The sequence below is a fragment of the Pantoea sp. SGAir0215 genome (assembly GCF_043543215.1).
On the sequence record NZ_CP028031.1, the window covers coordinates 1586916 to 1611079 of the forward strand.

General features: G+C 55.2%; 25 protein-coding genes. 16 read left to right on the top strand and 9 right to left on the bottom strand.

Annotated features, from left to right (window positions below; all coding sequences use genetic code 11):
* The first annotated feature begins 2 nt into the window (after positions 1 to 2).
* Together C1N64_RS07390 and C1N64_RS07395 are read left to right on the top strand one after the other, a co-directional pair.
* Positions 3 to 317, top strand: coding sequence for a PTS lactose/cellobiose transporter subunit IIA (locus C1N64_RS07390; protein ID WP_006118134.1), 315 nt, complete (start codon positions 3 to 5; stop codon positions 315 to 317).
* Positions 318 to 329: 12 nt separating this feature from the next.
* Positions 330 to 1760: a glycoside hydrolase family 1 protein gene (locus tag C1N64_RS07395; protein WP_033738603.1), complete on the top strand. Its 1431-nt coding sequence runs from the start codon at positions 330 to 332 to the stop codon at positions 1758 to 1760.
* A 25-nt stretch (positions 1761 to 1785) separates the two neighbouring features.
* Here the strand turns inward: C1N64_RS07395 and C1N64_RS07400 are convergent, their stop codons facing one another.
* Complete coding sequence (locus C1N64_RS07400) at positions 1786 to 2799, bottom strand: LacI family DNA-binding transcriptional regulator (protein ID WP_033738604.1); 1014 nt, start codon at positions 2797 to 2799, stop codon at positions 1786 to 1788.
* A 90-nt stretch (positions 2800 to 2889) separates the two neighbouring features.
* Positions 2890 to 3537: a CPBP family intramembrane glutamic endopeptidase gene (locus C1N64_RS07405; protein ID WP_033738779.1), complete on the bottom strand. Its 648-nt coding sequence runs from the start codon at positions 3535 to 3537 to the stop codon at positions 2890 to 2892.
* Between the two features lie 481 nt (positions 3538 to 4018).
* Between C1N64_RS07405 and C1N64_RS07410 the strand changes: the two genes are divergently transcribed.
* Together C1N64_RS07410 and C1N64_RS07415 are read left to right on the top strand one after the other, a co-directional pair.
* On the top strand, positions 4019 to 4315 hold the full coding sequence (locus tag C1N64_RS07410) for an I78 family peptidase inhibitor (RefSeq protein WP_058701165.1): 297 nt from the start codon (positions 4019 to 4021) through the stop codon (positions 4313 to 4315).
* A 208-nt stretch (positions 4316 to 4523) separates the two neighbouring features.
* On the top strand, positions 4524 to 4844 hold the full coding sequence (locus tag C1N64_RS07415; RefSeq protein ID WP_006118139.1) for a hypothetical protein: 321 nt from the start codon (positions 4524 to 4526) through the stop codon (positions 4842 to 4844).
* Positions 4845 to 4856: 12 nt separating this feature from the next.
* Here C1N64_RS07415 and C1N64_RS07420 read toward each other — a convergent pair whose 3' ends face one another.
* Complete coding sequence (locus C1N64_RS07420) at positions 4857 to 5108, bottom strand: biofilm development regulator YmgB/AriR family protein (RefSeq protein ID WP_006118140.1); 252 nt, start codon at positions 5106 to 5108, stop codon at positions 4857 to 4859.
* A 700-nt stretch (positions 5109 to 5808) separates the two neighbouring features.
* Between C1N64_RS07420 and iraP the strand changes: the two genes are divergently transcribed.
* The 3 genes from iraP to C1N64_RS07435 all read left to right on the top strand — a co-directional run bounded on the left by iraP (position 5809) and on the right by C1N64_RS07435 (position 8237).
* Positions 5809 to 6063, top strand: coding sequence for an anti-adapter protein IraP (gene iraP, locus C1N64_RS07425; protein ID WP_054634421.1), 255 nt, complete (start codon positions 5809 to 5811; stop codon positions 6061 to 6063).
* A 115-nt stretch (positions 6064 to 6178) separates the two neighbouring features.
* Entirely contained in the window at positions 6179 to 6481 is a 303-nt protein-coding gene (locus tag C1N64_RS07430) for a PsiF family protein (RefSeq protein ID WP_006117589.1), read from the top strand.
* Positions 6482 to 6704: 223 nt separating this feature from the next.
* A complete protein-coding gene (locus C1N64_RS07435; protein WP_394515372.1) occupies positions 6705 to 8237 on the top strand; it encodes an FAD-dependent oxidoreductase in 1533 nt (510 codons plus the stop codon).
* Positions 8238 to 8284: 47 nt separating this feature from the next.
* Here the strand turns inward: C1N64_RS07435 and proC are convergent, their stop codons facing one another.
* On the bottom strand, positions 8285 to 9097 hold the full coding sequence (proC, locus tag C1N64_RS07440; RefSeq protein ID WP_033738612.1) for a pyrroline-5-carboxylate reductase: 813 nt from the start codon (positions 9095 to 9097) through the stop codon (positions 8285 to 8287).
* A gap of 280 nt (positions 9098 to 9377) precedes the next feature.
* On the opposite strand from proC, the gene C1N64_RS07445 reads away from it, so the two are divergent.
* Positions 9378 to 9827 carry a YaiI/YqxD family protein gene (locus C1N64_RS07445; RefSeq protein ID WP_006117586.1) on the top strand — a complete coding sequence of 150 codons (450 nt, stop codon included), beginning with the start codon at positions 9378 to 9380 and terminating at the stop codon, positions 9825 to 9827.
* 1 nt (position 9828) lies between these two features.
* Here C1N64_RS07445 and C1N64_RS07450 read toward each other — a convergent pair whose 3' ends face one another.
* A complete protein-coding gene (locus C1N64_RS07450; protein ID WP_006117585.1) occupies positions 9829 to 10536 on the bottom strand; it encodes a DUF2076 domain-containing protein in 708 nt (235 codons plus the stop codon).
* A 282-nt stretch (positions 10537 to 10818) separates the two neighbouring features.
* Here C1N64_RS07450 and aroL point away from each other — a divergent pair, with 282 nt between their 5' ends.
* The 3 genes from aroL (at position 10819) to ppnP (ending at position 12091) form a co-directional block, all read left to right on the top strand.
* Positions 10819 to 11343, top strand: a complete 525-nt coding sequence (gene aroL, locus C1N64_RS07455) for a shikimate kinase AroL (RefSeq protein ID WP_006117584.1) — start codon at positions 10819 to 10821, stop codon at positions 11341 to 11343.
* A gap of 111 nt (positions 11344 to 11454) precedes the next feature.
* Positions 11455 to 11646 (top strand): YaiA family protein, encoded by a 192-nt coding sequence (locus tag C1N64_RS07460; RefSeq protein ID WP_006117583.1) that lies wholly within the window; start codon positions 11455 to 11457, stop codon positions 11644 to 11646.
* 154 nt (positions 11647 to 11800) lie between these two features.
* Positions 11801 to 12091, top strand: a complete 291-nt coding sequence (gene ppnP / locus C1N64_RS07465; RefSeq protein WP_006117582.1) for a pyrimidine/purine nucleoside phosphorylase — start codon at positions 11801 to 11803, stop codon at positions 12089 to 12091.
* A gap of 33 nt (positions 12092 to 12124) precedes the next feature.
* On the opposite strand, the gene rdgC is transcribed toward ppnP, so the two are convergent.
* Complete coding sequence (rdgC, locus tag C1N64_RS07470) at positions 12125 to 13036, bottom strand: recombination-associated protein RdgC (RefSeq protein WP_033738615.1); 912 nt, start codon at positions 13034 to 13036, stop codon at positions 12125 to 12127.
* 143 nt (positions 13037 to 13179) lie between these two features.
* On the opposite strand from rdgC, the gene mak reads away from it, so the two are divergent.
* Complete coding sequence (gene mak, locus C1N64_RS07475) at positions 13180 to 14085, top strand: fructokinase (RefSeq protein WP_006117580.1); 906 nt, start codon at positions 13180 to 13182, stop codon at positions 14083 to 14085.
* A 132-nt stretch (positions 14086 to 14217) separates the two neighbouring features.
* Here mak and C1N64_RS07480 read toward each other — a convergent pair whose 3' ends face one another.
* Genes C1N64_RS07480 through sbcD form a run of 3 tightly spaced genes read right to left on the bottom strand, consistent with a single transcriptional unit; the run spans position 14218 to position 19461 of the window.
* On the bottom strand, positions 14218 to 14583 hold the full coding sequence (locus C1N64_RS07480; RefSeq protein ID WP_033738618.1) for a cell envelope integrity protein TolA: 366 nt from the start codon (positions 14581 to 14583) through the stop codon (positions 14218 to 14220).
* Between the two features lie 10 nt (positions 14584 to 14593).
* Positions 14594 to 18268, bottom strand: a complete 3675-nt coding sequence (locus C1N64_RS07485; RefSeq protein WP_394515373.1) for an SbcC/MukB-like Walker B domain-containing protein — start codon at positions 18266 to 18268, stop codon at positions 14594 to 14596.
* On the bottom strand, positions 18265 to 19461 hold the full coding sequence (gene sbcD / locus C1N64_RS07490) for an exonuclease subunit SbcD (protein WP_006117577.1): 1197 nt from the start codon (positions 19459 to 19461) through the stop codon (positions 18265 to 18267). The genes C1N64_RS07485 and sbcD overlap by 4 nt, the downstream gene beginning before the upstream one ends.
* Before the next feature lie 197 nt (positions 19462 to 19658).
* Between sbcD and phoB the strand changes: the two genes are divergently transcribed.
* From phoB to C1N64_RS07510, 4 genes are all read left to right on the top strand, one after another.
* Positions 19659 to 20348, top strand: a complete 690-nt coding sequence (gene phoB, locus C1N64_RS07495) for a phosphate response regulator transcription factor PhoB (RefSeq protein ID WP_014606457.1) — start codon at positions 19659 to 19661, stop codon at positions 20346 to 20348.
* Positions 20349 to 20362: 14 nt separating this feature from the next.
* The gene (gene phoR / locus C1N64_RS07500; protein WP_033738623.1) at positions 20363 to 21682 is read left to right on the top strand and encodes a phosphate regulon sensor histidine kinase PhoR; all 1320 of its coding nucleotides are present in this window, start codon (positions 20363 to 20365) and stop codon (positions 21680 to 21682) included.
* Positions 21683 to 21695: 13 nt separating this feature from the next.
* Positions 21696 to 22616, top strand: a complete 921-nt coding sequence (locus tag C1N64_RS07505) for a PstS family phosphate ABC transporter substrate-binding protein (protein WP_039338627.1) — start codon at positions 21696 to 21698, stop codon at positions 22614 to 22616.
* A gap of 279 nt (positions 22617 to 22895) precedes the next feature.
* Positions 22896 to 23999, top strand: coding sequence for a cobalamin-independent methionine synthase II family protein (locus C1N64_RS07510; RefSeq protein WP_394515374.1), 1104 nt, complete (start codon positions 22896 to 22898; stop codon positions 23997 to 23999).
* The last annotated feature ends 165 nt before the right edge of the window (positions 24000 to 24164 follow it).

Genomic DNA, 24164 nt, shown 5'->3' on the forward strand with positions numbered 1-24164 from the left:
CCATGGAAATTGATGAAAGCACGGTAATCGAACTGATTATCCAGGCAGGCGAAGCTCGCTCCTGTTCAATGGAGGCGTTGCGGGCGGCGCGGCAGCAAAACTGGGCGCAGGCGGACAGTATGCTCAGTGCCGCAACCGCGGCGGCCAAAGCAGCCCATCAAACGCAGACGCAGCTCATTGGCGCTGATGAGGGCAGCGGAAAGATTCCGGTCAGTCTGATTATGGTCCATGCTCAGGACCACCTGATGAACGCAATGCTCTGTCGCGAACTGGCTGAGGAGATCATACAACTGCGCCGGGAGTTAGCCGCACGTTAAACAGGAGGTTATATGCAACATTCGACATTGCCCGCGTTTCCCAGGGACTTTCTCTGGGGCGCGTCCACCTCAGCTTATCAGGTTGAAGGGGCCTGGAATGAAGAGGGCAAAGGGCCTTCCGTCATTGACCAGGCAACCTTTCATCAGGACCTTACCGATTTTACCGTTTGCAGCGATCACTATCATCGTTTCAGAGAGGACATCGCGCTGCTGGCGGAGATGGGATTAAAAACCTACCGCTTTTCCATTGCCTGGAGCCGTCTTTATCCCGAGGGCGATGGTGCGTTGAACCCGGCGGGCGTGGCCTTTTATCAGCAGGTGATCGATGAACTCTGTCGGTACGGCATTACGCCGCTGGTCACCCTTTATCATTTTGATTTGCCCTGGGCGTTGCAGCAGGCGGGCGGCTGGTCTTCACGGCGTACAGTGGCGGCCTTTGAGCGTTTTGCCATCACCTGCTTTGAGCACTATGGTCGTCAGGTTAAGTACTGGCTGACCATCAACGAACAGAACATGATGATCCTCAAGGGCGATGTGATTGGTACGTTGCCACCCGGCACCGCCGATCCGCAGAAAACGCTGTATCAGCAGAATCATCATATGATGCTGGCACAGGCGAAAGCGATGATCGCCTGCCATGAACGGTTGCCGGATGCCAAAATTGGCCCGGCACCCAATATCTCCTGCGTCTATGCCGCCAGTGCGCGGCCGGAAGATGTGCTGGCAGCCGATAATTTCTCTGCAATTCGCAACTGGCTCTACCTGGATCTGGCGGTCCATGGTCGCTATAACGCCGTGGTCTGGGCTTTCCTGAAACAGCGCGGCTGGTTACCGACGATCGAAGACGATGACATGGCTATCATCGCCGCAGGCAAGCCGGATTTTATCGCCTTTAATTATTATGCGTCCGCGACGGTGGGAGCCGAAGGCGAGGGTGAGCAAAGCGAAAATAAACCTCGGCCCGATCAGCAAATGGCGGGCATTGATCGGTCGGTTTATGTGGGATGTGATAATCCGCATCTCCGGCAAAATCAGTTCGGCTGGTATATCGATCCGGTGGGTTTTCGCATTACGGCGCGCCAGATTTATGCCCGCTATGCTTTGCCGCTTATCGTGACCGAAAACGGGTTGGGTGCCTTTGATCGGCTGGAGGCCGATAATAAGGTACATGATGATTACCGTATTGCGTATCTGCGTGAACACATTGCGCAACTGCAGCTGGCACTTGCCGATGGTGTGAAACTGTTTGGCTATTGTCCCTGGTCGGCAATAGATCTGGTAAGTACGCATCAGGGCATCAACAAGCGTTACGGCTTTATTTACGTCAACCGCGATGAAAAAGATTTAAAGGATCTGGCACGTTACCGTAAGAAGAGTTTTTTCTGGTACCAGAAACTGATTCGCAGTAATGGGGCAACGCTGAACGATTCAGTCGACTACTGATGGTGCGCGGCAGGGATGCCGCGCCTTACTGTTTATAAGGCCCGTCAGTGACCGAGGCCCGTTCGATCAGGTGACCGCTAAACGGCGGCAAGGCCGTGACCGCTTCCCCTTCCAGCATCGCCACCAGCTGCGCCAGCGTGTGCTGAATCATCTCTGCGACCGGCACATGTACCGTGGTGAGCGGCGGCAGAAAAAATTCCGCCATACGAATATCATCAAAGCCCAGCAGGGAGACATCCTCCGGCAGCCTTTTGCCCGCAGCGTTTAGCGCCAGCGCGGCCCCAATAGCCATATCGTCATTACTGGCCATCAGTGCACTAAATGGCATGTCCGATTCAAGCAGCGTTTTTGCCGCCGCCATGCCGCTGGCGGGCGTCCATGCACCCTGCACGATCAGCGCACGGTCCGCTAAGCCATGCTCGTCAAGCGCCTGCTGATAACCGGCCAGGCGGGCCGCAGCGGTCGGCGAGCCTGCCAGACCCGTAATGAAAGCGATGTCGTAATGGCCGCGCGTGATCAAATAGCGGGTGGCCTGAAAGGTATTCTGCTGATGGGTGGCCCAGACGCAGTGTGCCGGATGACGCTGCAGCTGACGATTCACCACCATAACGGGAATGGCGTGCTGCTCAATAATGGCATCCAGCGCCGCGGTATCCAGAAAACGGGGATAGATAATGATGGCGTCACAGCGCAGGTCGAGCAGAAACTCAATGGCGGCACGTTCATCGTCAGCGCTGGTTTTACCATCCGCCAGAATAAGCTGCCGGCCATAGTTATTCGTCAACGTAGCAGCCTGAAACAGCAATTCGCTGAAGTAAGGCCCATTGAATAAAGAATGGGTAACGATAAGCCCGATATTCTGGGATTTCTGCGTCGCCAGGCTACGCGCCAGCAGGTTAGGGCGATAACCGGTTTCCGCCACAGCCTGAAAGACCTTCTGTTGCGTACTCTTACTGACGTAGCGATTTCCCGCCAGCACGCGCGAGACGGTGGCTTTAGAGACGCCGGCCTTGCGGGCCACATCCAGCATGGTAATCATGGGCTTTCTGACCATCCTTCCCTGTTAGTAAAAGATACACGCTGATTTTACGCAGGTTAGTGATGACCCGGTAACAAAAGGTCAGCGGGATCAGGCGAAATACCAGGCAGGCAGAATCGCAATCAGATTATTCAGCGTATGCAGAAAGACCGGCAGGGCCAGCGTATTGCTGCGCAGACGGGCGTAGCAAAGCAGCATAGAAAACAGCGTCAGCGCCACCACCGTTTCCCAGTGGACATATTGCGTATGCATGAGCGCGAACAGTAACGAGGTCAGTAATACACAGGCAAAACGGCTGTTAGGTGCCCACAACAGAAATCCCTGTAATAAAAAGCCGCGAAACAACACTTCCTCAAACACAGGAGCCAGTAAGACGGCGGTCAACAGCAGGATAAGCATCGAACTGGGCCCCTGCTGAGTTTGTGCGACCAGCCAGCCTTCCGGCTGCAAATACTGCGTTTGTGCCACCATTAAAATAAACAGCGCGCCAATAAACAGTAAAGTCTGACCGGAACGCAAAAAGCCCAGAGGAATATCGGTACGACGCTGGCAATAAAAGCGATACAGCGGATAGATAACGGCAAATTCAAACAGGCAAAGCACAGGCACCAGTAAACCGTCATTACGCAGAATACCGTAATTAGGAAACAGGGTAATCAACATGGTAACGAGGTAATAAACAACAAAGCTGCCGACATAAAACAGTGTCAACGTCACTCTGTCGGAATTGGTGTTCATAGGCGACCCAGCCAGCGAAGATAAGCGCATAGTAGCAATGCCTCAAATCGCTGTCGAGAGAGCCGATCACACAATGTTAGCTGTTTATTACCTTACGTAAATGAGTCTGGGTTAATCAATTAAAAATCAGTGCTTTGCCTACGATACACTCTGTCGCCTGTCAGGTCGCCCAGCCTGTCAGGCGTGAAACCGCACCCGCGAACGGGTCGCTTATCGCACCCGAACCGCAATCAGTGTCATCACGACGGCAAAGCAGATAAAAATAACAAGTTCCATAGTAGCCTCCTAAGATAATTCTTAGTAAGGTTAGCGCCTTGTATTTGAAATTCTGAACGGTAAGTGCCTTTACACTGGTTATCTGGCAATAAGGCAGCATTTAATGCTTAATAATGTGTGAATCGCTTGATTTTAACGATTCAACCCGGTGGTGGGGCTTGTTACGCTTCAGGTCAGGGTTTAACACGATAACAGGAGAACATACGTGAATCATTACGGAAAAGTGATGGTGGCAACCGGCTTCTTACTGCTGACGGCCTGTCAGTCCACCACGCAGCCTGATACGGCAGCCGTCCCGCCCGGCAAGGAAGCGGACAGCTGCGGTGCCTCTCATTACCAAAACTTTGTCGGCAAACCGCTGTCCGCCCTTGAGCAACAGCGTTTCAGTCAGAAGGTGCGCGCTATTCCGTGGAATTCTGCCGTCACGATGGATTTTAATTTCGCCCGCCTGAACTTTCTGGCAGACAAAAGCGGTACTATCACCCAGGTCTATTGTGGTTAAGCGTTAAATAAACCGCGCATTGTCATTGAGGTGTCATGGGAACAGGGGAAGATAAGGCCGGTATTCTGCTGTCTTCAGCCTGTGGTCGTCTGGTCGCACTGAGCCAGCAGGATCGGGATTTCCTCGTCACATCAATTTGCAATGCTCGTCTTGTTTATTCCCGCTCTGGCGGGAATTTTTTTCTGGCTCAGTCTGGAAGGAGCAACGCATGTACTCTCGTCCACGCCTCTCACTGTCATTACTGTTGCTGATCAGTCCGGTCGCACTGGCTTCCAGCCCGACGGCATGGCAGGAAAACCAGCAGGTCATGCGGCAGGCCTGTATTAATGCCAGTACGCTAAGTAAGGTAAAAATCGTGGGGCAGCCCATCGACTATGATGACAGCGTGGGTTACAGCGCCTTGTTACTTGAGGGGCATTACCCACAGAAGCAAATGAAAAACCGGCGTGGGCGTGAACTCTGCCTGTTTCAACGCAGCAGCGGCCGTGCCAGTGTAAGTGAAGCCCGTCAGCTCCGTTGGGTGAAATAGCATAAAGGCGGCCTACTCACGTGGCCGCGCTTCCATCAACTGGGCCAGTAAACCCCGGTAACGCTGCAGGCGCTGCTCATCCCCTTCAAACTCCAGTTTATTAATGACGCGTGCGATTATTGCCTTATTCGTTGTCGGCTGGCCTGCTTCCATCAGTTCACGCAGGATAACGGCCAGCAGATCGGACTCCGGCAGCACGTTCCAGTCCGGGCTGTTGAAGTAATCAGTGATAGCACGACTGGCACTATTAGATTGGACGCTCATTCCCCGTCTCCGCAAACAGACCCTTTGCCCGGTGCGCAACGGCGCAGCAGGCAGAAGCTACTGAATGATGGGCTCCCGGAAAGAACGGCAAGGGTTTTATCGGGAGCGTTTCGTTGGTCAGAACAGCCAACGTCCCGCCCGTACCTGGCGGTTTTTTAAACATAGGTGGGCCAGAGAGAATTGTCAGTAACAGCCTGAAATATTTTTCAGATGTGATGAGTGAAAATCGAATAGTGCCAATATGCAATAAGGCATTTTTTCAGATTATCTTGATGAAAGACAAGCTGTTGCACTGAATCAGGTGCGTTTTTGGCGCAGCCAAAGGGCTGAGTAGCCCGTCATTATCGGGCCGGGAGGCATCCTGTTGTCCAGGTGGAAGGTTAAGGAACAGGGGGACCGACTGCCCGCAATCGCGGGGAGATTTTTCTCACGTTAACGGGAATGAAAACGGCCGTTATCGCTTGTAAGAAAAGAATCTCTGCTAAAAAAAGCCAGCCGGGAATCTTTATTTTATTTCGACTGAGTGAGTCAGCGTGTTATTTCATTGCGATAACAACGTTTCGTTTTCCGGCAAAATAAATGCAATAAAACCGTAGCGACAAAATGGCCTGAGTCGGGCGCAAAGCGGGCTGAAAAATCACTTTGTTTTTTAATCTGACGAATGCTAATTTTTATTTGTCTTACACGAAGGGGCCCCGGCATGAAAAACCTGATTGCTGAGTTGCTAATCACCCTGGCAGAAAAAGAAGAGGCGTCAAAAGAGCAGGTTGCACAGATCGAAGCGCTGGAAATCGTGGTTACCGCGATGCTGCGTTTGCTTCCACCCGAGCAGCATCACGCTATCGTCAGCAGTATTGAAACCGCCATGATGAATGCCGGTGTAGATCATAATGATAAAAATACGGTCCTGCTAAAACGTTATGTCACGCGCTTACTTAATCGTCCGCGTATCTGAAAGTGCCACCGACAATTCAGATTTGCGATCTCTGCCTTATTCCCTGATAAACGTATTCCGTATAGCGTGTAACGTGCCAGAATTAATCTGTTTTCATCAAGAGGGAGTGAATACAATGAAACGCGGTTTAATGACGCTAGTGTTAGCAGGCTTACTGGTGGGCGGCAGCGCCAGTGCGGCTGAAAAAACGCCACAACAGCAAAAAATGGCCATGTGTAATGAACATGCCACGTCACAAGCGTTGAAAGGCGATGTGCGAAAGAAATTTATGAGCGATTGCCTGAAAAAGGACAGTAAGGTCGCCGACATGTCGCCGCAGCAGGTAAAAATGAAAACCTGTAATCTGCAGGCCGGTGATAAAAAGCTGACGGGGGAAGCACGCAAAACCTTCATGAGTCAGTGTCTGAAGAAAAGTTAACGTTCGGTCGGCCATTTCGGTGGCCGCTTTAGTTTTCTCCTGCCTGCGCTGTCACATCCTCACGTATTTTTAATTTCCGCTTAAACAAACAGTTAGCAAAAAATCCTGACGTTAAAACCGGAGTCTGGCCGATCCTTTGCCACACTTACTGTTTACAGGCATTTGCGCAGAAGCCCTGTTGATCTGCGTGTTCAGCCGTGACAGTCGGAGAAGGAGCTATGTCGTGAACTATCAATTTGTGGTCGCTCTGAAGGATTTACCGCACCGCCAGCCGGTTAAAAAAAAGCTCGGGGAAACAGAGCTGCTGTTAATTCGTGATGGCGACAACGTACACGCTTACCAGGCGAAGTGTCCCCATGCCGGCGCACCCCTTGAGCAGGGTGCCATTTGTGAAAACCGGCTGATCTGTCCCTGGCATAAAGCCACTTTTGAACTGGACAGTGGCAAAATGTGTGAGCCGCTCGCGCTGGCCGATCTCAAACAGTATCCCGTGCGCATTGAAAACGAGGCGGTTCTGGTGAATCCCAAAGCCATGTCGCCTGCGACTGCGATAGGCAGTGGAGCCGCTGCGCCGGTCTTTGTCGTGCTGGGTGGTGGCGCAGCCGGGAGTGCGGCGCTATGGCGGTTACGTCACGAGGGGTTTAAAGGGCGGCTGATCCTGATTGAGCAGGAGCCTGATGCACCCTATGATCGCACGGCGTTAACCAAATTTGTCCCCTCGGGCAAAATGGACATCGATGAGGTGCCCTCACTGCTGGGTGAGGACATCATGGCGCACGTTGAACGCCTGCAAAAGCGCGTGGAGCGGATTGATAACCATCAGCACCGGATAATATTTGCTGACGGTACGACGCTGCAATTCGATAAGCTCCTGATTGCCACAGGTGGCGCGCCCGTCAAACCTGCGCTGGCCGGGCGCGATCTTGCTGGCGTTCATATCCTGCGCAGTAAACAGCACACCGCAGACTTACTGCAGGCGGTCGATGACACTCAACAGATTGTCATTATCGGCAACAGCTTTATCGGCATGGAACTGGCCTCCTCACTGCGTAATCGCGACATTGATGTCACCGTCATTGCGCGTCATCCGCTGCCGTTTGCGAAACAGTTTGGCGAAGCCGTTGGTCGCTATTTTTATCAGCTCCATCAGGCGAACGGCGTAAAGTTTATCGAAGGCGAGATCGATGCCCTGCTGGGCGAAGACCATGTTAACGCGGTACGACTAAAAACGGGCAAGCATATTGCCGCCGATGTGGTGCTGTTTGCGACCGGCGTTAAACCCGCCACACACTTTATTCATGATTTGCCGCTGCTGGAGGATGGCAGTCTGCAAACGGACGAACAACTCCGGGTGGCCGAGAATGTCTGGGTGGCAGGCGATATCGCCACGTATCCTTCTACCCAGGGGCCGTTGCGAATCGAGCACTTTCGTGTTGCCGAACAACAGGGACAGACAGCGGCCATCAATATGCTGGGCAATATCCGTCACTTTGATCGGGTGCCGTTTTTCTGGACCGCGCACTATGGTACGCGCTATGAATATCTTGGCCATGCGGCGGGCTGGGATGACTACCAGTCGGCGGGCTCGCTGGAAGAAAAGGAATTCATGGCGTTTTATGGCAAAGAAGGGCAACTGGCGGCGATTTTCTCCTGTGGCCTTTACACTCTGACCGCCGCGCTGGTTGACAACATGCAGCAACCCATGACGGTGAAGCAGGCGCTGGCGCTTTATCATGACTACCGTTCCGCCGGCTAGTGGGGAGGCGCCTGGCAACGCGCACTGCCGTTGCCAGACGCCGCGGGTTAACTGCGGCTCAGCTTCTCTGATTTCGCCATGCACTGCTGCATCGCCTCAATCACGGCGGAGCGAAAACCTTTTTCTTCCAGAACTTTGACCGCTTCTATCGTGGTGCCGCCCGGCGAGCAGACCATATCTTTTAACTCGCCCGGGTGTTTGCCGGTCTCCAGTACCATCTGTGCCGAACCTTTTACGGCCTGTGCCGCAAACTGGTAGGCCTGCGCCCGCGGCATGCCACCTGCCACCGCAGCATCGGCCATGGCTTCAATGAACATAAACACGTAAGCCGGTGCCGAACCACTCACGCCCACCACGGAATGAATCAGGTATTCATCCACTACCGCCGCCTGGCCAAAGCTTTTAAACATTGCAACGACCTCATCGAGTTCGCTCTGTTCAACCAGCGCATTGGGCGTGACCGAGGTCATCCCTTCTCCCACCAGAGACGGGGTATTCGGCATGGCCCGAATGATTTTTCGATCGTGTCCCAGTACGGAGGCCAGATTGTCCAGGGTAACGCCTGCTGCAATGGAGACAACCAGCGTCTCTTTTTTCATGCAGGTGGCGAGATCATTCAGAACTCTGAGGATGACATTCGGTTTTACCGCACCAAACAGGACATCAACATGCTGCGCCAGCGCTTCTGCGCTCTCAGCCGCATGGATACCGTATTGTTCGGCCATTTCCTGATTAGTGCTGGCTTTACGGTCATAAATCCAGATCGCTGACGGTGCAACTTGCCCGCTGTTTATCAGGCCGCCAATGATGGCTTTGGCCATGTTGCCTCCGCCAATAAATCCGATTTTCTTTTCCTGCATCACCGTCTCCTTCGCTGTTTACACATATCAACGATGTAGCTTACTGCAGACAGGATTAATAACAAGTTAGCCCTGTGCTGAACGGCCTGCTGTCCCCCCGCTGACCGGAGGCGTTTAACCGTGCCAGGGCATGGCGCGGTGCGCTGCGCATTAAGGCGCATGGGCGGTGCAGCCAGGTCGACTAAAGCAGGTTCTGCGTTAAAGAGGGCTGTGTTTTTCACTCAACCCGATCAGCAAAACAGGTTACCATCGTCACTCTTTTGCAGAACAAGGAATAACGATGGCTATCTGGGTTGATGCTGATGCCTGTCCTAACGTGATTAAGGACGTGCTGTACCGGGCAGCGGACAGAACGCAAACCGTGGTGACCTTTGTGGCTAACCAGTCCCTGCGGGTGCCACCTTCGCCCTGGCTGCGAACACTGCAGGTGCCTGCGGGATTTGATGTGGCGGACAATGAGATTGTTAAGCGCGTAAACGTCGGCGATCTGGTGATTACGGCCGATATTCCGTTGGCCGCGGAAGTGATTGAGAAGGGCGCGGCAGCCTTGAATCCACGCGGGGAACGCTATTCACCAGCAACCATTCGCGAACGACTGACCATGCGCGATTTTATGGACACCATGCGCGCCAGCGGTGTTCAGACAGGCGGCCCCGCCGCATTAAGCCCACGGGACCGCCAGCAGTTTGCCAATGAATTAGACAGCTGGCTCCGACAACGCCAGCGCTAAATCAGACGAAGTTGTCGTCGTCGTCGAAGTCATTGCCGCCAAAATCATTCAGGTCGCCGTTGTCGGCGTAGGAATCACTCCAGCCGTTACTTTGATCCAGGAACGACTGATTATCCGCCCCGTTCTGGTCAAGGAACGACTGATCGTTGCCACCGTTGAAGGTATTCAGACTGTCGTCCACCTGCGGCAACGGCTGCTCGTTGATGATGTTAACGATCTCCTGCGGCTGAGAATGATGGAACATGCTGGTCAGCATATCGGCCATGACCACACCACCTGCCACCCCAACGGCGGTTTGCAGGGCGCCGCCCAGGAAGCCGCTGCCACGTGGCGCCGGGGCGCTGGCATAAGGTTGCTGCGGTTGCGGTGCCTGTTGCGGCGCACTGTTCCACTGCGGCTGAGCTGGCTGCGGTTGGGCGCTGCCGCCGCCAAACAGGCTGGATAAAAATCCACCGCTGCTCTTCGGCTGCTGCTGCGCCTGTTGTTGCGCCAGCTGGTTTTCCAGTTCCTTAATACGTTCATTAAGTTTTTTAAGGGCCGCTTCCTGAATCAGAATGGCCTGCGCCATGTAGTAGGGCGCGCCTGGTTGTTCCTGCAGGTGTTGTTTGATGAGTTGTTCGGCAGCAGCATCGCGCGCCGCTGTCTGACTTTCCGCTTGTTTCAAACGGCTGAACAGATTTTCAATCAGTTGTTGTTCTTCGCGTTGCATGATTACTCTCCCGTTGCGACTGTAAACAGTATATGGGGGCGATGAGCAGCAATGTAAATTCGTGGCGGTAAGCAAATGTTGCAGAGACAAAAATACGGTGTTCATGCACAAAATGTGCATGGTTAATTCATTGTTTATAAAAAGCTTAATGCAATGGGTTGTCTGACTGTGCGTAAAATACGCTCAATGGGTAGAGGCCGCCATCATTTCCCGCTATGATGCGCGTATTATTTAAGCCAGACCTGCAGCTGTTATGGGCTGTACGGCGGAGGAAGTGCCCAGATGTCCTTGTCCATTTTTTTGATTGGTGCGCGCGGCTGCGGAAAAACCACCATCGGTGAAGCCCTGTCTCATGCGCTGGGTTATGCCTTCCGCGATACCGATCACCACCTGCAATTCACGACCCAGCGTACCGTGGCTGAAATTGTCGCGGCGGAAGGCTGGGAAAGCTTTCGTGCGCGGGAGACCGAGTCGCTGAAAGCCGTGACGGCGCCCTCAACCATCATCGCGACCGGTGGTGGCATGGTGCTGGCAGAGGTCAACCGCCGCTATATGCGCGAGCATGGTCAGGTTATCTGGTTAAGTGCGCCTTCTGAGGTGCTTGCCCGACGTCTGGAAAGCCAGCCTGAAGCTGCGCAGCGCCCGACGCTGACCGGACGGCCCATTGCAGAAGAGATGACAGAGGTCCTGCGCGCCCGTGCCCACCTGTATCGTATGGCCGCTCACCATGAAGTGGACGCGATGCAGCCGCCGGAACGCGTTGTTGAGCAAATTCTGCAGTCGTTATCGCTGGCACGCGCCAGCTAACCGTCAGATTTATCTCCTTCCCGCCGCGATTTACGCCTTTTTGACTATACTTATTCCATGACGGGCAACCGCCTGTCGTGTGGAATGTCATTCAGCCAAGAGGGACAAATGATGCCGTCAAGACCTCCTTACCCCAGAGAAGCGCGCGTTGTGACCGTGGAAAAAGGCCCCGAAGGTAAAAAAGTCACGTCCTGGCAACTGCGAGCCGATCATCCGAAGCCGGATTCACTCATCAGTGAGCACGATTCAGAGCAGGAAGCGCATGATGCGAAACAACGTTACGAAGATGTAGAAAAAGAGTAAGCCGTCGCGCTGGCAAGGATGCCGTCGATGCGCGCCCGTCTTATCCCCGCCCCTTGTCACCGCCAGCGATCACATTCGCTCATTATTTCGCGTGACAGATCAGCAAGTTCGCTTCTACACTGCCAGTCACCCTAATGTGCTGTGAGGAAGATTTATGCTCAACGTAAGTGAGTATTTTGACGGAAAAGTTAAATCCATCGGTTTTGACAGTGCGAGCACCGGTCGTGCCAGCGTTGGTGTGATGGCAGAAGGCGAATACACCTTTGGCACTGCCCAGCCGGAAGAGATGACCGTGGTCAGTGGATCAATGAAAGTGTTGCTGCCGGGGGAAACAGAGTGGAAATGGTTCGAGGCGGGATCGGTATTTAACGTGCCGGGTCACAGCGAGTTTCATCTGCAGGTAGGCGAGCCCAGCTCTTATCTTTGCCGCTATCTGAAAGACTGAAAAAAACGGCCGCATCTTTTGCGGCCGCCTGTTTTACCGCTGAGCCTCACCACCCAACGCTTCAATCAGATTACTGGTCAGGGCGGCCAGTTCGCTGGTCATCAGGATAAAGTCGGCATCGAAGCGCTGAGCAAAATCCTCCCGATCGATATCGTCGTTCTGATCACGCAGCGTATCGCTGAATTTCAGGCGCTTCACGGAACCATCATCCGACAGGACGAACTGAATCCGTTCCTGCCAGTCGAGCGCCAGTTTTGTCACCAGCTTGCCGGCCTCGATATGGTTGGCGATTTCGTCGCATACCAGATCCTGTTTTTTACAGCGAATCACGCCGCCGTCTTCCAGAATCGCTTTCAGCTCGGCTTCATCCATCAGGGCAAAGCCTGCGGGCAGATCGCCGGAACGTACCCACTCAGTCAGCGTCAGTTCAATCGGGCTTTCCAGCGTCAGAGGTACGACCGGCAGTGAACCCAGGCTTTTACGCAGCAGGGCCAGCGTATCTTCGGCTTTTTTCGCGCTGGCGCAGTCCACCATGATCAGATTATTAACGGTATCGATCCACATAAACGTCTGGCTGAAACGGCTGAAGGCACGCGGCAACAGGCTGTGCAGCACTTCATCCTTAAGCGAATCTTTCTCGGTTTTTTTCAGCTTACGGCTCTGTTCTGCCTCAAGCTTGTCAATTTTGGCTTCCAGCGCCTGCTTCACCACCGGTGAAGGCAAAATTTTCTCTTCTTTGCGCGCGCAGATGACAATCTGACCGTTATTCACATGGGTCAGCGCATCGCTGCGATTTCCCATCGGTGACACCCAACCGGTCTTGCTCATGTCCTGGCTGCCACAAGGCGAGAAGGTGAATGCCTCAAGCTGTTTTTCCATGTCGTCTGCGGACAACGGAATGTCACGATTCAGACGATAAACCATCATATTTTTAAACCACAACATCAGGATTCCTTACCGTGGCGCGATCGGGCGCACAAATCTCACTAAGTGTGCGCATGATAGCGAAACATCGATGCGGTTTCATTGCCTTTAAAGGCATCGCCTTTTAGTGTAAGAATCCCCTAACGAATAATGAGGAATAAACCGTGCGCATCGGCATTGATTTGGGCGGCACCAAAACAGAAGTGATTGCGTTGTCCAGCGAGGGAAGCGAGCTGTTTCGCCATCGGGTTTCCACGCCCCGAAACGACTATGCCGCTACGGTACAGGCTATTGTCGATCTGGTGCGTCTGGCGGAAGAAAAGACCGGACAGACGGGCACGGTAGGCCTCGGTATTCCCGGCACGCTTTCGCCCTACACGCAGCGGGTAAAAAACGCGAACTCAACCTGGCTTAACGGACAGCCGCTGGACAAGGATCTGGCGCACGCGCTGAATCGTGACGTCCGCATTGCCAATGACGCGAACTGTCTGGCCGTATCCGAAGCCGTTGACGGCGCGGGTGCCGGTAAGCCGCTGGTCTTTGGAGTGATTATTGGCACCGGTTCGGGGGCGGGCGTGGCGATAAACGGTGAATCCCGTATCGGTGGCAATGGTAATGCGGGCGAATGGGGCCACAATCCGCTGCCGTGGATGGACGAAGATGAACTGCGCTATCGCGCTGAAGTGCCCTGTTATTGCGGACTACAGGGCTGTATTGAAACCTTTGTCTCGGGCACCGGCTTTGCCACTGACTATCAGCGTTTGAGCGGCGTTACACGCAAAGGTGCCGAGATTGTTCACCTGCTGGCACAGCAGGATCCGGTGGCGGAACTGGCTATGAGCCGCTACGAAATGCGCCTGGCCAAATCGCTGGCCCAGGTGGTTAACCTGATCGATCCGGATGTGATTGTTCTGGGCGGCGGCATGAGCAACGTGGATCGTCTGTACCAGACCGTCCCCACACTGATGAAAAAATGGGTATTTGGCGGCGAATGTGAAACGCCGGTACTGAAAGCCGTACACGGGGATTCGAGCGGTGTTCGCGGAGCCGCCTGGCTCTGGCCTGAGTAATCCGTTGTGGACGGTGAACCGCCAGTTTTCAGGCTTGATCACCGTCAGGCTGCACCGCCGGTTCAGGACTTTCCGAAAGGGCGCATCTGCATTTACGTTCAGGCCGCGATGGCGCGAGCTGCCGCGTTATGGTTACGGGGCAAAAGCAAATACCCATTGCCGGGGCGCGCCCTGAGGCGGAAGGGGCATATCACGCGCGCTACTCACGCTCTGCCAGGCGCTCAGGCATAACGATTCATTTCCTTCTGTGCGCATGACGTTATAGCGGCCGTCCGCGCGGCGTTGTGCCGTCACCAGGCAGCGCTGGCCTGCGTAACGTTGCGCGTGATGAAAATTGCGCATCACCACGGCATTCACCTGCGCGATATAGTGGTCGACGGCCTGGCACTGAGTCTGCGTCATGTTCGGCGCGCAGTGCCTGGCATCAGCGCCGTGCGGCTGGCTGCAGCCTGCTAAAAGCAGCAGGGCAACCGCGAAAATACCGGTCCATCTCAACATGGTTAACCTCTTACTGGCCGGGGATGTCAAGGGTGCTGTAACCCAGGCCATTCATTTTGCGTACCTTAATCTGAACGGGAATGCGCTCTTTCATGGCTTCAACATGGCTGATGACGCCAATGGTTTTGCCACTGGCGTTAAGCGCATCCAGGGCATCCAGAGCGGTGTCCAGCGTTTCGGCATCCAGCGTACCAAAGCCCTCATCCAGAAATAACGACTCAATGCGGGTTTTATGGCTGACGAGGTCAGACAGTGCCAGCGCCAGCGCCAGGCTCACCAGGAAACTTTCTCCGCCGGACAGCGTGCGCGTATCGCGGGCGCTGTCGGCCTGCCAGGTATCCACCACATCCAGTTCCAGCACATCGCTGGCACGTCGCTGTAAAAGGTAGCGACCGTGCAGGCGATCTAACTGACGGTTGGCCAGGGCCACCAGGTGATCGAGCGTAAGCCCCTGGGCAAAGCGCCGGAATTTATCGCCCGTTGCCGAGCCAATAAGATCGTTAAGCAGGGTCCATTGCGCTAACGCCGTCTCATCCTGCGCAATACGCGCCAGCAGCGTTTGCTGCTGGTTTCGCAGGCTGGCATCGCTGTCTAACTGCTGCTGTACCTGGCCCTGCTGGTTTGCATTTTCACGCAGGGACAGCTGTAAGCGCGCCAGTTCTGCCGCCAGCACGTCCGGTGAATCCGGCATCAAAGCCGGTTTTTGCTGCTGATGTGCCGCCAGCCGCTGCTGCAGTTCTGCCAGGCGTGCCTGCTGGTGCAGACGGTGCTGGTCAATCTGCTGAAGCTGCTGACGCAGTTGCTGCGCCGCCTGTTCATCCAGCAATGCCGCGCGCAGGTGCGTTTCATCAGCGAATTCGGCTGCCGCCAGCGCGGCGCTGAAGCGTTGTTCTGCTTCCGTGACGCGCCCGGACAGGCTCTGCAGTTGGCTTTCCAGCAGCGTCAACTGGCCATTAAGACGGCTGACCTCTGCCTGTGACTGATGCAGTGCATTGCGCTGCTGGGTAAGTTGCGCCTCGTGCTGATCGACGAGCGCCTGCATCTGCTGGCGCGCCTGAGCCACATCGCGATCGCCAAACAGGGCCTGACGCTGCTGCTGTTTTTCATGTGCCTGCTGCTGTAACGCGGTGAGCTGCTGCCGCTGCTGATCCAGGCGTTGCTGCTCAAGCTGTAACTGCTGTTGCAGCGCGTCAGCCTGTGTTTCCGCCCGTGCAAGTTGCGGCTGCAGGTTAGCAAGCAACCGCTCACTCTCTTGCCAGCGCTGCCAGCGCTCTTGTTGGGTTGCCAGCCAGCTGTCGCGCGCCGTACGTTCAGGTAAAGACAACGCCACGTCGCTGAACTGCTGTGCCAGCGCGGCTTCCAGCTGCTGGCCGTTTTCTGCGGCCTGACGCTGCTGTTGCTGTAACGCCTGAAGCGCCTGGTGCTGGTTTTCCAGTTGCTGCTGAGTCAACAGTAGCGTTTGCTGATGCTGTTGTAATGTCTGGTGCTGCCGCAGGTGGTGATCTTTGGCCGCCAGCACCGCGCGCTCGGCTTGCTCCAGTGCGTCAAGCCGGGCCGTAAGCGTCTGCTCGTGGCGATTTTGCGCCTGCTGCCACGCGATCCTTGCATCCGTATTTGTCAGCGGGAAGGTGAGCGCCAGCTCACTGCTCAGTTCCTGCCATTGTTGAGAAAGGGCATCAAGTTGTTGGGTCAGACCCGTGATTTCTTCACGCAGGGATTGCTGTTGAGCCTGTAGCTGCTTTATCTGCTCCTTCTTTGCCGTCCCGGTTTCACTCAACGCGTCTACCTGTTTTTGCAGCTCGGCTTTACGTTGTTGGTTAGCACTAACTTCCAGAGCACGATAGGTTTCGACCGCAGGATGCTCGCAGGCGCCGCACAACGGGCAGGGCTGCCCGGCTTCAAGCCGGGCGCGGTACTGTTCCAGGTCAGCAATCTGGCTTTCGAGCTGGCAAATTTTCTCTACGTCGCTGAGCTGCTGTTTTTCCCGTCGCCAGGCTTCTCTTAACGTCAGCAGTGCGCTTTCAGCCTGCTGCTGAGCCGTCTCAAGTTCATGCAGGCGTTTTTCGTACTGCGTGCGCTGCTGATGCAGGGGTTGCCACTGCGCGGCCACTATCGTCAGCGCATGGCGCGCCTCGCGCTGTTGCTGATACTGGCTCAGTGCCTGACGTAAGGCTTCAGGTGGATGCGCGTTCTGAAGGGAAGTTAGTGCTTGCTCAGCCTGAGACAAGGACTGCTGCGCCTGCTGTGCGGCCTGATCCAGTGGCGTGAGTTGCTGTGCCAGCTGCTCAATATCCCCCTGGCGCTGATGAATGTGGCGCTGTTGCTGCTGTATCTGCTGATCCAGCTCAGCCTGTGCCGCTTCATAGCGGGTCAGTTGGGCAAAACGCTCTTTCCAGATCGGAAGGTGTTCACCCCATTGCGGCATGTCAGCTAACTGCTCACGTAGGGCATGCTGTTGGGCAATCGTCTCTTGCAGGTGGCGCACCTGGCGGGCTTCGCTGTGTAACGCGGCTTCGCGCTGAGCGCAGTGTTGCTGTTGCCGTTCGGCATCCTGCTGTAGCTGCTGAATGTGCTCGTATAAGGCAGAGAGAGACTGATCAAGCGGAATGACCTGCCCGGTCAACAGCGTTTCCTGCTGCTGCTGTTGCTGACGGCACTGTTCGTGCGCCGTGTCCGTTTCCGCATAGCGTTGCTGCAACACATGATGCGCCTGTGTGGCCGTGTGCATCTGTTGGCTGAGCTGCTGCTGACGTTCCCGCATCGCGTTGCGTTCGGCCAGCAGACTGTCACGTTGCTGCAACGGACCGCGCAGTTTCTCCGCCGGTTCACTGCGCGCCAGACGTTGACGATCCGGCTCTGCCGCCTGACTGGTGTGCTCTGCCGCAGCGAGGGCCGCGGTTGCCTGCTCTGTATCCGCAATAGCCTGCTGATGCTGTTGCTGCCACTGTTGCTGCGCCTGCGCCACGGCAAGCGCGGCAGTCAGCTGGTGTTCAGCGTCGCTGAGGGCCTTTTTTTGCTGGTGCAGTGCAGTACGGGTTGCCTCATCAAGCAGCGCCATGCCGCCTGCCCGACTGCGTAACAGTTCCAGCGCCGTTTTGGCCGCTTTGTGGCGTTCGAACACGGCCATGGACAGACGACCATAAATTTCGGTTCCGGTCAGTTCTTCCAGCAGTTCTGCCCGCTCATTGGCTTTGGCGTTAAGAAACGCCGCAAACTGGCCTTGTGACAGCATCATTGAGCGGGTGAAGCGCGCAAAATCCAGCCCGCTCAGCGTTTCCGTAAGTTTGAGCTTATCGCTCACTTTATCTGCCACAATCTGATTATCGGCGCAGCGTGCCAGCTCAACGCGGGGAGCCTGCAGTTTACCGTCAGCGGTGCCGCGCGCGCGGTTCTGGCTCCAGAATGCCCGCCAGGCTTCGCCTTTAATTTCAAACTCGACCTCCGCCAGGCACTCGGCACAGTCGCGTGTCATCAGGGGGTTATGCCCCTGAGAGATGCCGCCCAGGCGCGGCGTCTGGTGATACAGTGCCAGACAGATGGCGTCCAGCAGCGTAGTTTTACCGGCGCCCGTCGCGCCGGTAATCGCAAACAGCCCGTTGCTGGCAAACGGCTCGGTGCGAAAATCAATAAACCACTCACCTTTGAGCGCGTTAAGATTTTTGAAGCGCAGCGTCAGAATTTTCATGGCTGTTCCTCCAGATCCGCCAGCGTCTGTTTAAACCGCAGGGTGGTCTGGGCAATCTGATCCGCGTCCAGCGCGTCATCCAGCGCCAGTCGTCGGGCAAACACTTCTTCCACATTCAGTTCGCTCAGGGTTTCTTTATCCAGCTGTGCCAGACTGTGCTGGCGCTGTTCACGGCTGCGGCGCAGCAGCAAAACGTCTACGGGCAGGGAAGCTGTCAGCGCTTCTACCTGACGCTGCAAATCACTTAAATATTCCTGCGTGGTCACTTCAATGTCCAGCCAGACAGGTTTGGTCCCGTCGGGCGCAGAAAACTGGCTAAGCTGCCGGGTGATTTGCGCCAGCGAGCCTTTCAGGACCTGCATTGGCTGGAACAGGGGAATGGTCAGGGGCGTGACCGTCAGGCCTGACGGGCTGAAATCCAGCAGGAACACACTTTTTTCGCTGCCCAGTTCATCGAAGCTGAGCGGAATCGGCGAACCGCTGTAGCGAATATGATCGCTGTCGGCCACGCGCTGCGCACGATGAATATGCCCCAGCGCAATATAATCCGCAGGCGGAAAGGCCGAGGCCGGAAAGGCATCCAGTGTACCAATATAGATATCGCGCACTGAGTCGCTTTTGCTGACGCCGAGGGCGGTGAGGTGGCCGGTCGCGACGATGGGAAGCGCCAGATTCAGCGCCTGCGCGGCAGCAAAACTGCGCTGATAATGGGCGGTAATGGCCTCCAGCAGGCTGCGCTGTTTATCGCGTCCTGACTGGCCGGCCTGGCTGCGCATAATATCGCGTGGCCGCAGATAAGGAATGGCGCACAGCAGCGCGCCCGGTTCGCCCTGACGCGTCGTTAACATCAGCACATCGTTACCGTCCTGCGGCGTGGTAATCACGCGGGTATTCAGGCAGGCGAGCAGTTCACGCGACTCGTTCAGCGTAGCCACCGAATCGTGATTTCCGGCCAGCACCACCAGCTGACAGCCGCTGGGTTGTAACGCCACCACAAAGCGGTTGAACATTTCACGTGCATAGCTGGGCGGTGTGCCGGTATCGAATAAATCACCCGCCACAATCAGCGCATCCACCTGATGCTCTTCAATTCGGGCCAGCAGCCAGTCCAGAAAGGCCTGATGCTCAGCGGCCCGGCTTTTGTTGTAAAAGAACTGCCCCAGGTGCCAGTCCGCGGTATGGATAATGCGCATAACACTCCCTGCCATAACAAATCGCCCGGCGATTATACTGGCTCCATCACTAAAGCCACAAAACATGTCGTCATGTTGTCATAAATGGTTGTTGCAGGCCGGTTTTTATGGCTAACTTTTTCATAAAAGTGTCACAAAACTGACGCATAATGGCGCCGCAAATATCAGTGAAAGCCGTCCTACCTGCAGGAGTCATAATGGCTAAGCGCATTTTAGTTGTGGAAGATGAAGCTCCAATCCGTGAGATGTTATGTTTCGTTCTGGAACAAAATGATTATCAGCCGATTGAGGCAGAAGATTATGACAGCGCCGTCAGTAAGCTGATTGAACCCTGGCCTGACCTTATCCTGCTGGACTGGATGTTACCTGGCGGCAGCGGCATTCAGTTTATCAAACACCTTAAACGTGAAGCGATGACGCGTGATATTCCGGTCATGATGCTGACCGCACGTGGCGAAGAGGAAGATCGCGTGCGTGGCCTGGAAGTCGGGGCCGACGACTACATTACCAAACCGTTTTCCCCGAAAGAGCTGATGGCCCGTATCAAAGCTGTGATGCGTCGCATTTCGCCGATGGCGGTCGAAGATGTAATTGAAATGCAGGGCCTGAGCCTGGATCCCTCCTCGCACCGGGTGATGTCGGAAACCACGCCGCTGGAGATGGGGCCGACAGAGTACAAGCTGCTCCACTTCTTTATGACCCATCCTGAACGTGTTTACAGCCGTGAACAGCTACTGAATCACGTCTGGGGCACCAACGTCTATGTTGAAGATCGTACAGTTGACGTGCATATTCGCCGTCTGCGCAAAGCGCTGGAACTGACCGGTCATGATCGCATGGTACAAACCGTCCGCGGAACAGGTTATCGTTTCTCTGCCCGCTTTTAAACGGAGCTTTAACCGTGCTGGAACGCCTCTCCTGGAAGCGATTATTGTCCGAACTGGTGCTGGCGTGTTTGCCTGCGCTGGTACTCGGCCTGTTGTTCGGCTATCTGCCGTGGCTGTTGTTACTCAGCGTAGTCGGTATTTTACTGTGGCATTTTTATAACCTGATGCGGCTGTCGCACTGGCTGTGGCTGGATCGCACGATGACCCCGCCTTCCGGTCAGGCAAGCTGGGAACCGCTGTTTTACGGTCTGTATCAAATGCAACTGCGCAACCGACGTCGGCGGCGTGAGCTGGGTCATCTGATCAAACGGTTTCGCAGTGGTGCAGAGTCGCTGCCGGATGCCGTTATCCTGACAACGGAAGAGGGCACCATCTTCTGGTGCAATGGCCTGGCACAGCAGCACCTCGGGCTGCGCTGGCCCGAAGATAACGGGCAAAATATCCTTAATCTGCTGCGCTATCCTGAATTTTCACGTTATCTGCGCCAGCGCGATTTCGACAAGCCGCTGACGCTGGTGCTGAATAACCAGCATCACATGGAATTTCGTGTTATGCCCTACAGCGAAGGCCAGTGGTTGATGGTGGCCCGCGACGTGACGCAAATGCACCAGCTGGAAGGTGCACGACGCAACTTCTTCGCCAACGTCAGTCACGAACTTCGCACGCCGCTGACGGTGCTTCAGGGTTATCTGGAGATGATGAATGACTCAGTCATGAATCAACGTTCGCGTGACAAAGCGTTGCACACCATGTCAGAACAAACCCGCCGAATGGACAGCCTGGTGAAACAGCTTCTGACGCTGTCGCGTATTGAGGCGGCCCCGGTCATCAATATGAAAGAAAAAGTTGATGTGCCGGTCATGTTGAAACTGCTGCAACATGAAGCGGAAACGCTGAGCGGCGGGCGACATCAAATCCATTTTCACACCGATCCGCATCTGAAAGTGTTTGGCAATGACGAGCAATTGCGCAGTGCCATCTCTAACCTGGTCTACAACGCGGTCAACCATACGCCAGACGGCACACGAATTGATATCAGTTGGTTACGCAGCAAGCAGGGCGCGGTATTTAAGGTCTGCGATAACGGTCCCGGTATTCCCGCTGAGCATATTCCGCGCCTGACCGAACGCTTTTATCGTGTAGATAAAGCGCGTTCACGTGCGACTGGCGGCAGCGGGCTGGGGCTGGCTATCGTCAAACATGCGTTGAGTCACCATAATGCCCGGCTGGAGATCACCAGCATCCCGCATCAGGAAACCTGTTTTACATTTACCCTGGCACCAAGGTTGATTGTCAGTAACGGGATGCAGGAGAATGCCGTTCATCAATCGTGAACGGACCGGAACGATGCGCGCTTTTCTTTTGGTGTTCTTTTCGCTGTTGCCAGCCCTCGGGCAGGCGCAGCCCGTCATGCTGTCCGGAAATCTCAGTAGCGCCGGCTCCGACACGCTCGGCTATCTGATGACGTTATGGGGAGATGACTTTAGCCGTCAGGCGCCTGGCGTGAACGTTCAGGTTCAGGCTTCGGGGTCGTCTACCGCGCCCACTGCGTTGACCGCCGGGGCCGTTCAACTGGGCGCGATGAGTCGTCCGATGCAGGCTGATGAGCGCCAGGCCTTTGAGGCGCGCTATGGCTATCCGCCGCTGGCCGTGCCGGTGGCAATGGATGCGCTGGTCGTGGTGGTCAATCAACGTAACCCGCTGCGTGAAATCGATCCGCGGCAGCTCGATGCGGTTTTTTCCATCACCCGGCTTTGCGGCGCGCATCAGGTTCCACAACGCTGGGGTGACCTGGGACTGCACCAGACAGAATGGCAGCAGCGTCCCATCCAGCGCTATGGCCGTAACTCCGCCTCGGGAACATGGGGCTTTTTCAAACAGCAGGCGCTGTGTCAGGGCGATTTCCGCAATGACGTGGCCGAGTTTCCCGGCTCTGCCGCCGTGGTACAGGCCGTAGCCGGTAATCCCCGCAGCATCGGCTATGCCAGTTTTGGTTTCCATCTGAGCGGCGTCAGGTTGCTGCCCGTGGTGACCAAAAACGGCGACGCGGTGGCACCGGATCCAGAGACTATCCGTACCGGCCGCTATCCATGGTCGCGTCCGCTTTATCTCTATGTGAATAAAGCGCCAGGTAAACCTTTACCGCCACTGGTCGATGCCTTTTTACGACAGGTGCTTTCCAGTCAGGGGCAACAGCGCGTCAGCGAGGCCGGGTATTTGCCGCTCTCTGCGGCGCAGATTGCTCAGGCTCGCGCTTCGCTCGAATAACGCCCACCTGTCCGTCAACAAACGTCGGTAGCGTCACCGTAAAACAGCCTGCCTCCGGACCCGTAAGCCCGATCAGGCTGTCTGTTCTGCGGCCGCTGACAGAAAAGCCGACGGCGACGATGCAACATGAATTTTTTTCAGGCGACGTGAATTTTATTCGTTTGCCGCTGAGAGAACGGCATGTCACTCTGCATTTAGACGTTTAGCCATCCAGAAGGCTAAAATAACATTATGTAACTATTCCCGGCCGAAATTATCTGGCCGTGACGAGGAGTGATCATGCAAAGACAAACCGCCCCGTTTCGTGCCGACACCGTTGGCAGCTTTCTTCGTCCTGCCGCGATCAAACAGGCTCGCGAGAAATACCAGGCGGGGGAAATCAGCGCTGACGAGTTGCGTGAGGTTGAAAACGAAGCCATCCGTGATGTGGTGGCAAAACAGCGTGAAAACGGCCTCAAAGTGGTCACGGATGGGGAATTCCGTCGCGGCTGGTGGCATTTTGACTTTTTCTACGGCCTGAAAGGCGTGGAACATTTTGAAGCCGATCAGGGCATTCAGTTCAACGGCGTACAGACCAAAGCGCACGGTGTCAAAGTGACCGGCAAACTGGGGTTTGACGGGCATCCGATGCTGGATCATTTCCGCTTTTTGCAAGGCATCGCAGGGGATGCCGTGGCGAAAATGACGATTCCCAGTCCCAGCGTGCTGCATTTCCGTGGCGGACGTAAAGTGATCGACGCGGAGGTGTATCCCGATCTTGATGTGTACTTTGACGATCTGGCACAGACTTACAAAGACGCAATCGCCGCCTTTTATGCGGCAGGCTGCCGCTATCTGCAACTGGATGATACGGTGTGGGCGTACCTGTGCTCGGACGAGCAAAAGCGTGAGATCCGCGAGCGCGGTGACGATCCCGAGCAGCTGGCCCGAACCTACGCCCGCGTGCTGAATAAAGCGCTGGAGGATAAACCGGCCGATCTGACCGTCGGTCTGCATGTCTGCCGCGGCAATTTCCGTTCGACCTGGATTTCAGAAGGCGGCTATGAACCTGTGGCCGAAATCCTGTTTGGCACTGTTAATGTCGATGCGTTTTTCCTGGAATATGATAACCACCGTTCCGGCGGTTTCGAACCGCTGCGTTTTATCCGGCCGGGTCATCAGCAGGCGGTGCTTGGTTTAATTACCACCAAGGTCGGCGAACTCGAAGACGTGGAGCAGGTAAAAGCACGTTTACAGGAGGCGACGCATTACCTCAGCCTTGACCAGATCTGCCTTAGTCCACAGTGTGGCTTTGCCTCAACGGAAGAGGGGAACAGCCTGACCGAAGCGGAACAGTGGCAGAAGATTCGTCTGGTTGTGGATGTGGCGAATCAGGTCTGGTAAGCGTCAAAAGCGCGCAGTGTGGCGCAATGTATGCGCCACTTGTGCATAAAAAGACGTCAGTATGCTGGTATTTCCCATGGCCTGTTTATTATTAAGGCACATCATCTGATGTGCTTGCTGCTAATATTGATGTGATCCACTAATTTTGACTTAAATCACGAAATA

What these genes read in the sequence shown, in the direction of transcription:
- C1N64_RS07390 (WP_006118134.1), top strand. Translation starts at nt 3, where the DNA reads ATGGAAATTGATGAAAGCACGGTAATCGAACTGATTATCCAGGCAGGC.
- C1N64_RS07395 (WP_033738603.1), top strand. Translation starts at nt 330, where the DNA reads ATGCAACATTCGACATTGCCCGCGTTTCCCAGGGACTTTCTCTGGGGC.
- C1N64_RS07400 (WP_033738604.1), bottom strand. Translation starts at nt 2,799, where the DNA reads ATGATTACCATGCTGGATGTGGCCCGCAAGGCCGGCGTCTCTAAAGCC.
- C1N64_RS07405 (WP_033738779.1), bottom strand. Translation starts at nt 3,537, where the DNA reads ATGAACACCAATTCCGACAGAGTGACGTTGACACTGTTTTATGTCGGC.
- C1N64_RS07415 (WP_006118139.1), top strand. Translation starts at nt 4,524, where the DNA reads ATGTACTCTCGTCCACGCCTCTCACTGTCATTACTGTTGCTGATCAGT.
- C1N64_RS07420 (WP_006118140.1), bottom strand. Translation starts at nt 5,108, where the DNA reads ATGAGCGTCCAATCTAATAGTGCCAGTCGTGCTATCACTGATTACTTC.
- iraP (WP_054634421.1), top strand. Translation starts at nt 5,809, where the DNA reads ATGAAAAACCTGATTGCTGAGTTGCTAATCACCCTGGCAGAAAAAGAA.
- C1N64_RS07430 (WP_006117589.1), top strand. Translation starts at nt 6,179, where the DNA reads ATGAAACGCGGTTTAATGACGCTAGTGTTAGCAGGCTTACTGGTGGGC.
- proC (WP_033738612.1), bottom strand. Translation starts at nt 9,097, where the DNA reads ATGCAGGAAAAGAAAATCGGATTTATTGGCGGAGGCAACATGGCCAAA.
- C1N64_RS07445 (WP_006117586.1), top strand. Translation starts at nt 9,378, where the DNA reads ATGGCTATCTGGGTTGATGCTGATGCCTGTCCTAACGTGATTAAGGAC.
- C1N64_RS07450 (WP_006117585.1), bottom strand. Translation starts at nt 10,536, where the DNA reads ATGCAACGCGAAGAACAACAACTGATTGAAAATCTGTTCAGCCGTTTG.
- aroL (WP_006117584.1), top strand. Translation starts at nt 10,819, where the DNA reads ATGTCCTTGTCCATTTTTTTGATTGGTGCGCGCGGCTGCGGAAAAACC.
- C1N64_RS07460 (WP_006117583.1), top strand. Translation starts at nt 11,455, where the DNA reads ATGCCGTCAAGACCTCCTTACCCCAGAGAAGCGCGCGTTGTGACCGTG.
- ppnP (WP_006117582.1), top strand. Translation starts at nt 11,801, where the DNA reads ATGCTCAACGTAAGTGAGTATTTTGACGGAAAAGTTAAATCCATCGGT.
- rdgC (WP_033738615.1), bottom strand. Translation starts at nt 13,036, where the DNA reads ATGTTGTGGTTTAAAAATATGATGGTTTATCGTCTGAATCGTGACATT.
- C1N64_RS07480 (WP_033738618.1), bottom strand. Translation starts at nt 14,583, where the DNA reads ATGTTGAGATGGACCGGTATTTTCGCGGTTGCCCTGCTGCTTTTAGCA.
- C1N64_RS07485 (WP_394515373.1), bottom strand. Translation starts at nt 18,268, where the DNA reads ATGAAAATTCTGACGCTGCGCTTCAAAAATCTTAACGCGCTCAAAGGT.
- sbcD (WP_006117577.1), bottom strand. Translation starts at nt 19,461, where the DNA reads ATGCGCATTATCCATACCGCGGACTGGCACCTGGGGCAGTTCTTTTAC.
- phoB (WP_014606457.1), top strand. Translation starts at nt 19,659, where the DNA reads ATGGCTAAGCGCATTTTAGTTGTGGAAGATGAAGCTCCAATCCGTGAG.
- C1N64_RS07505 (WP_039338627.1), top strand. Translation starts at nt 21,696, where the DNA reads ATGCGCGCTTTTCTTTTGGTGTTCTTTTCGCTGTTGCCAGCCCTCGGG.
- C1N64_RS07510 (WP_394515374.1), top strand. Translation starts at nt 22,896, where the DNA reads ATGCAAAGACAAACCGCCCCGTTTCGTGCCGACACCGTTGGCAGCTTT.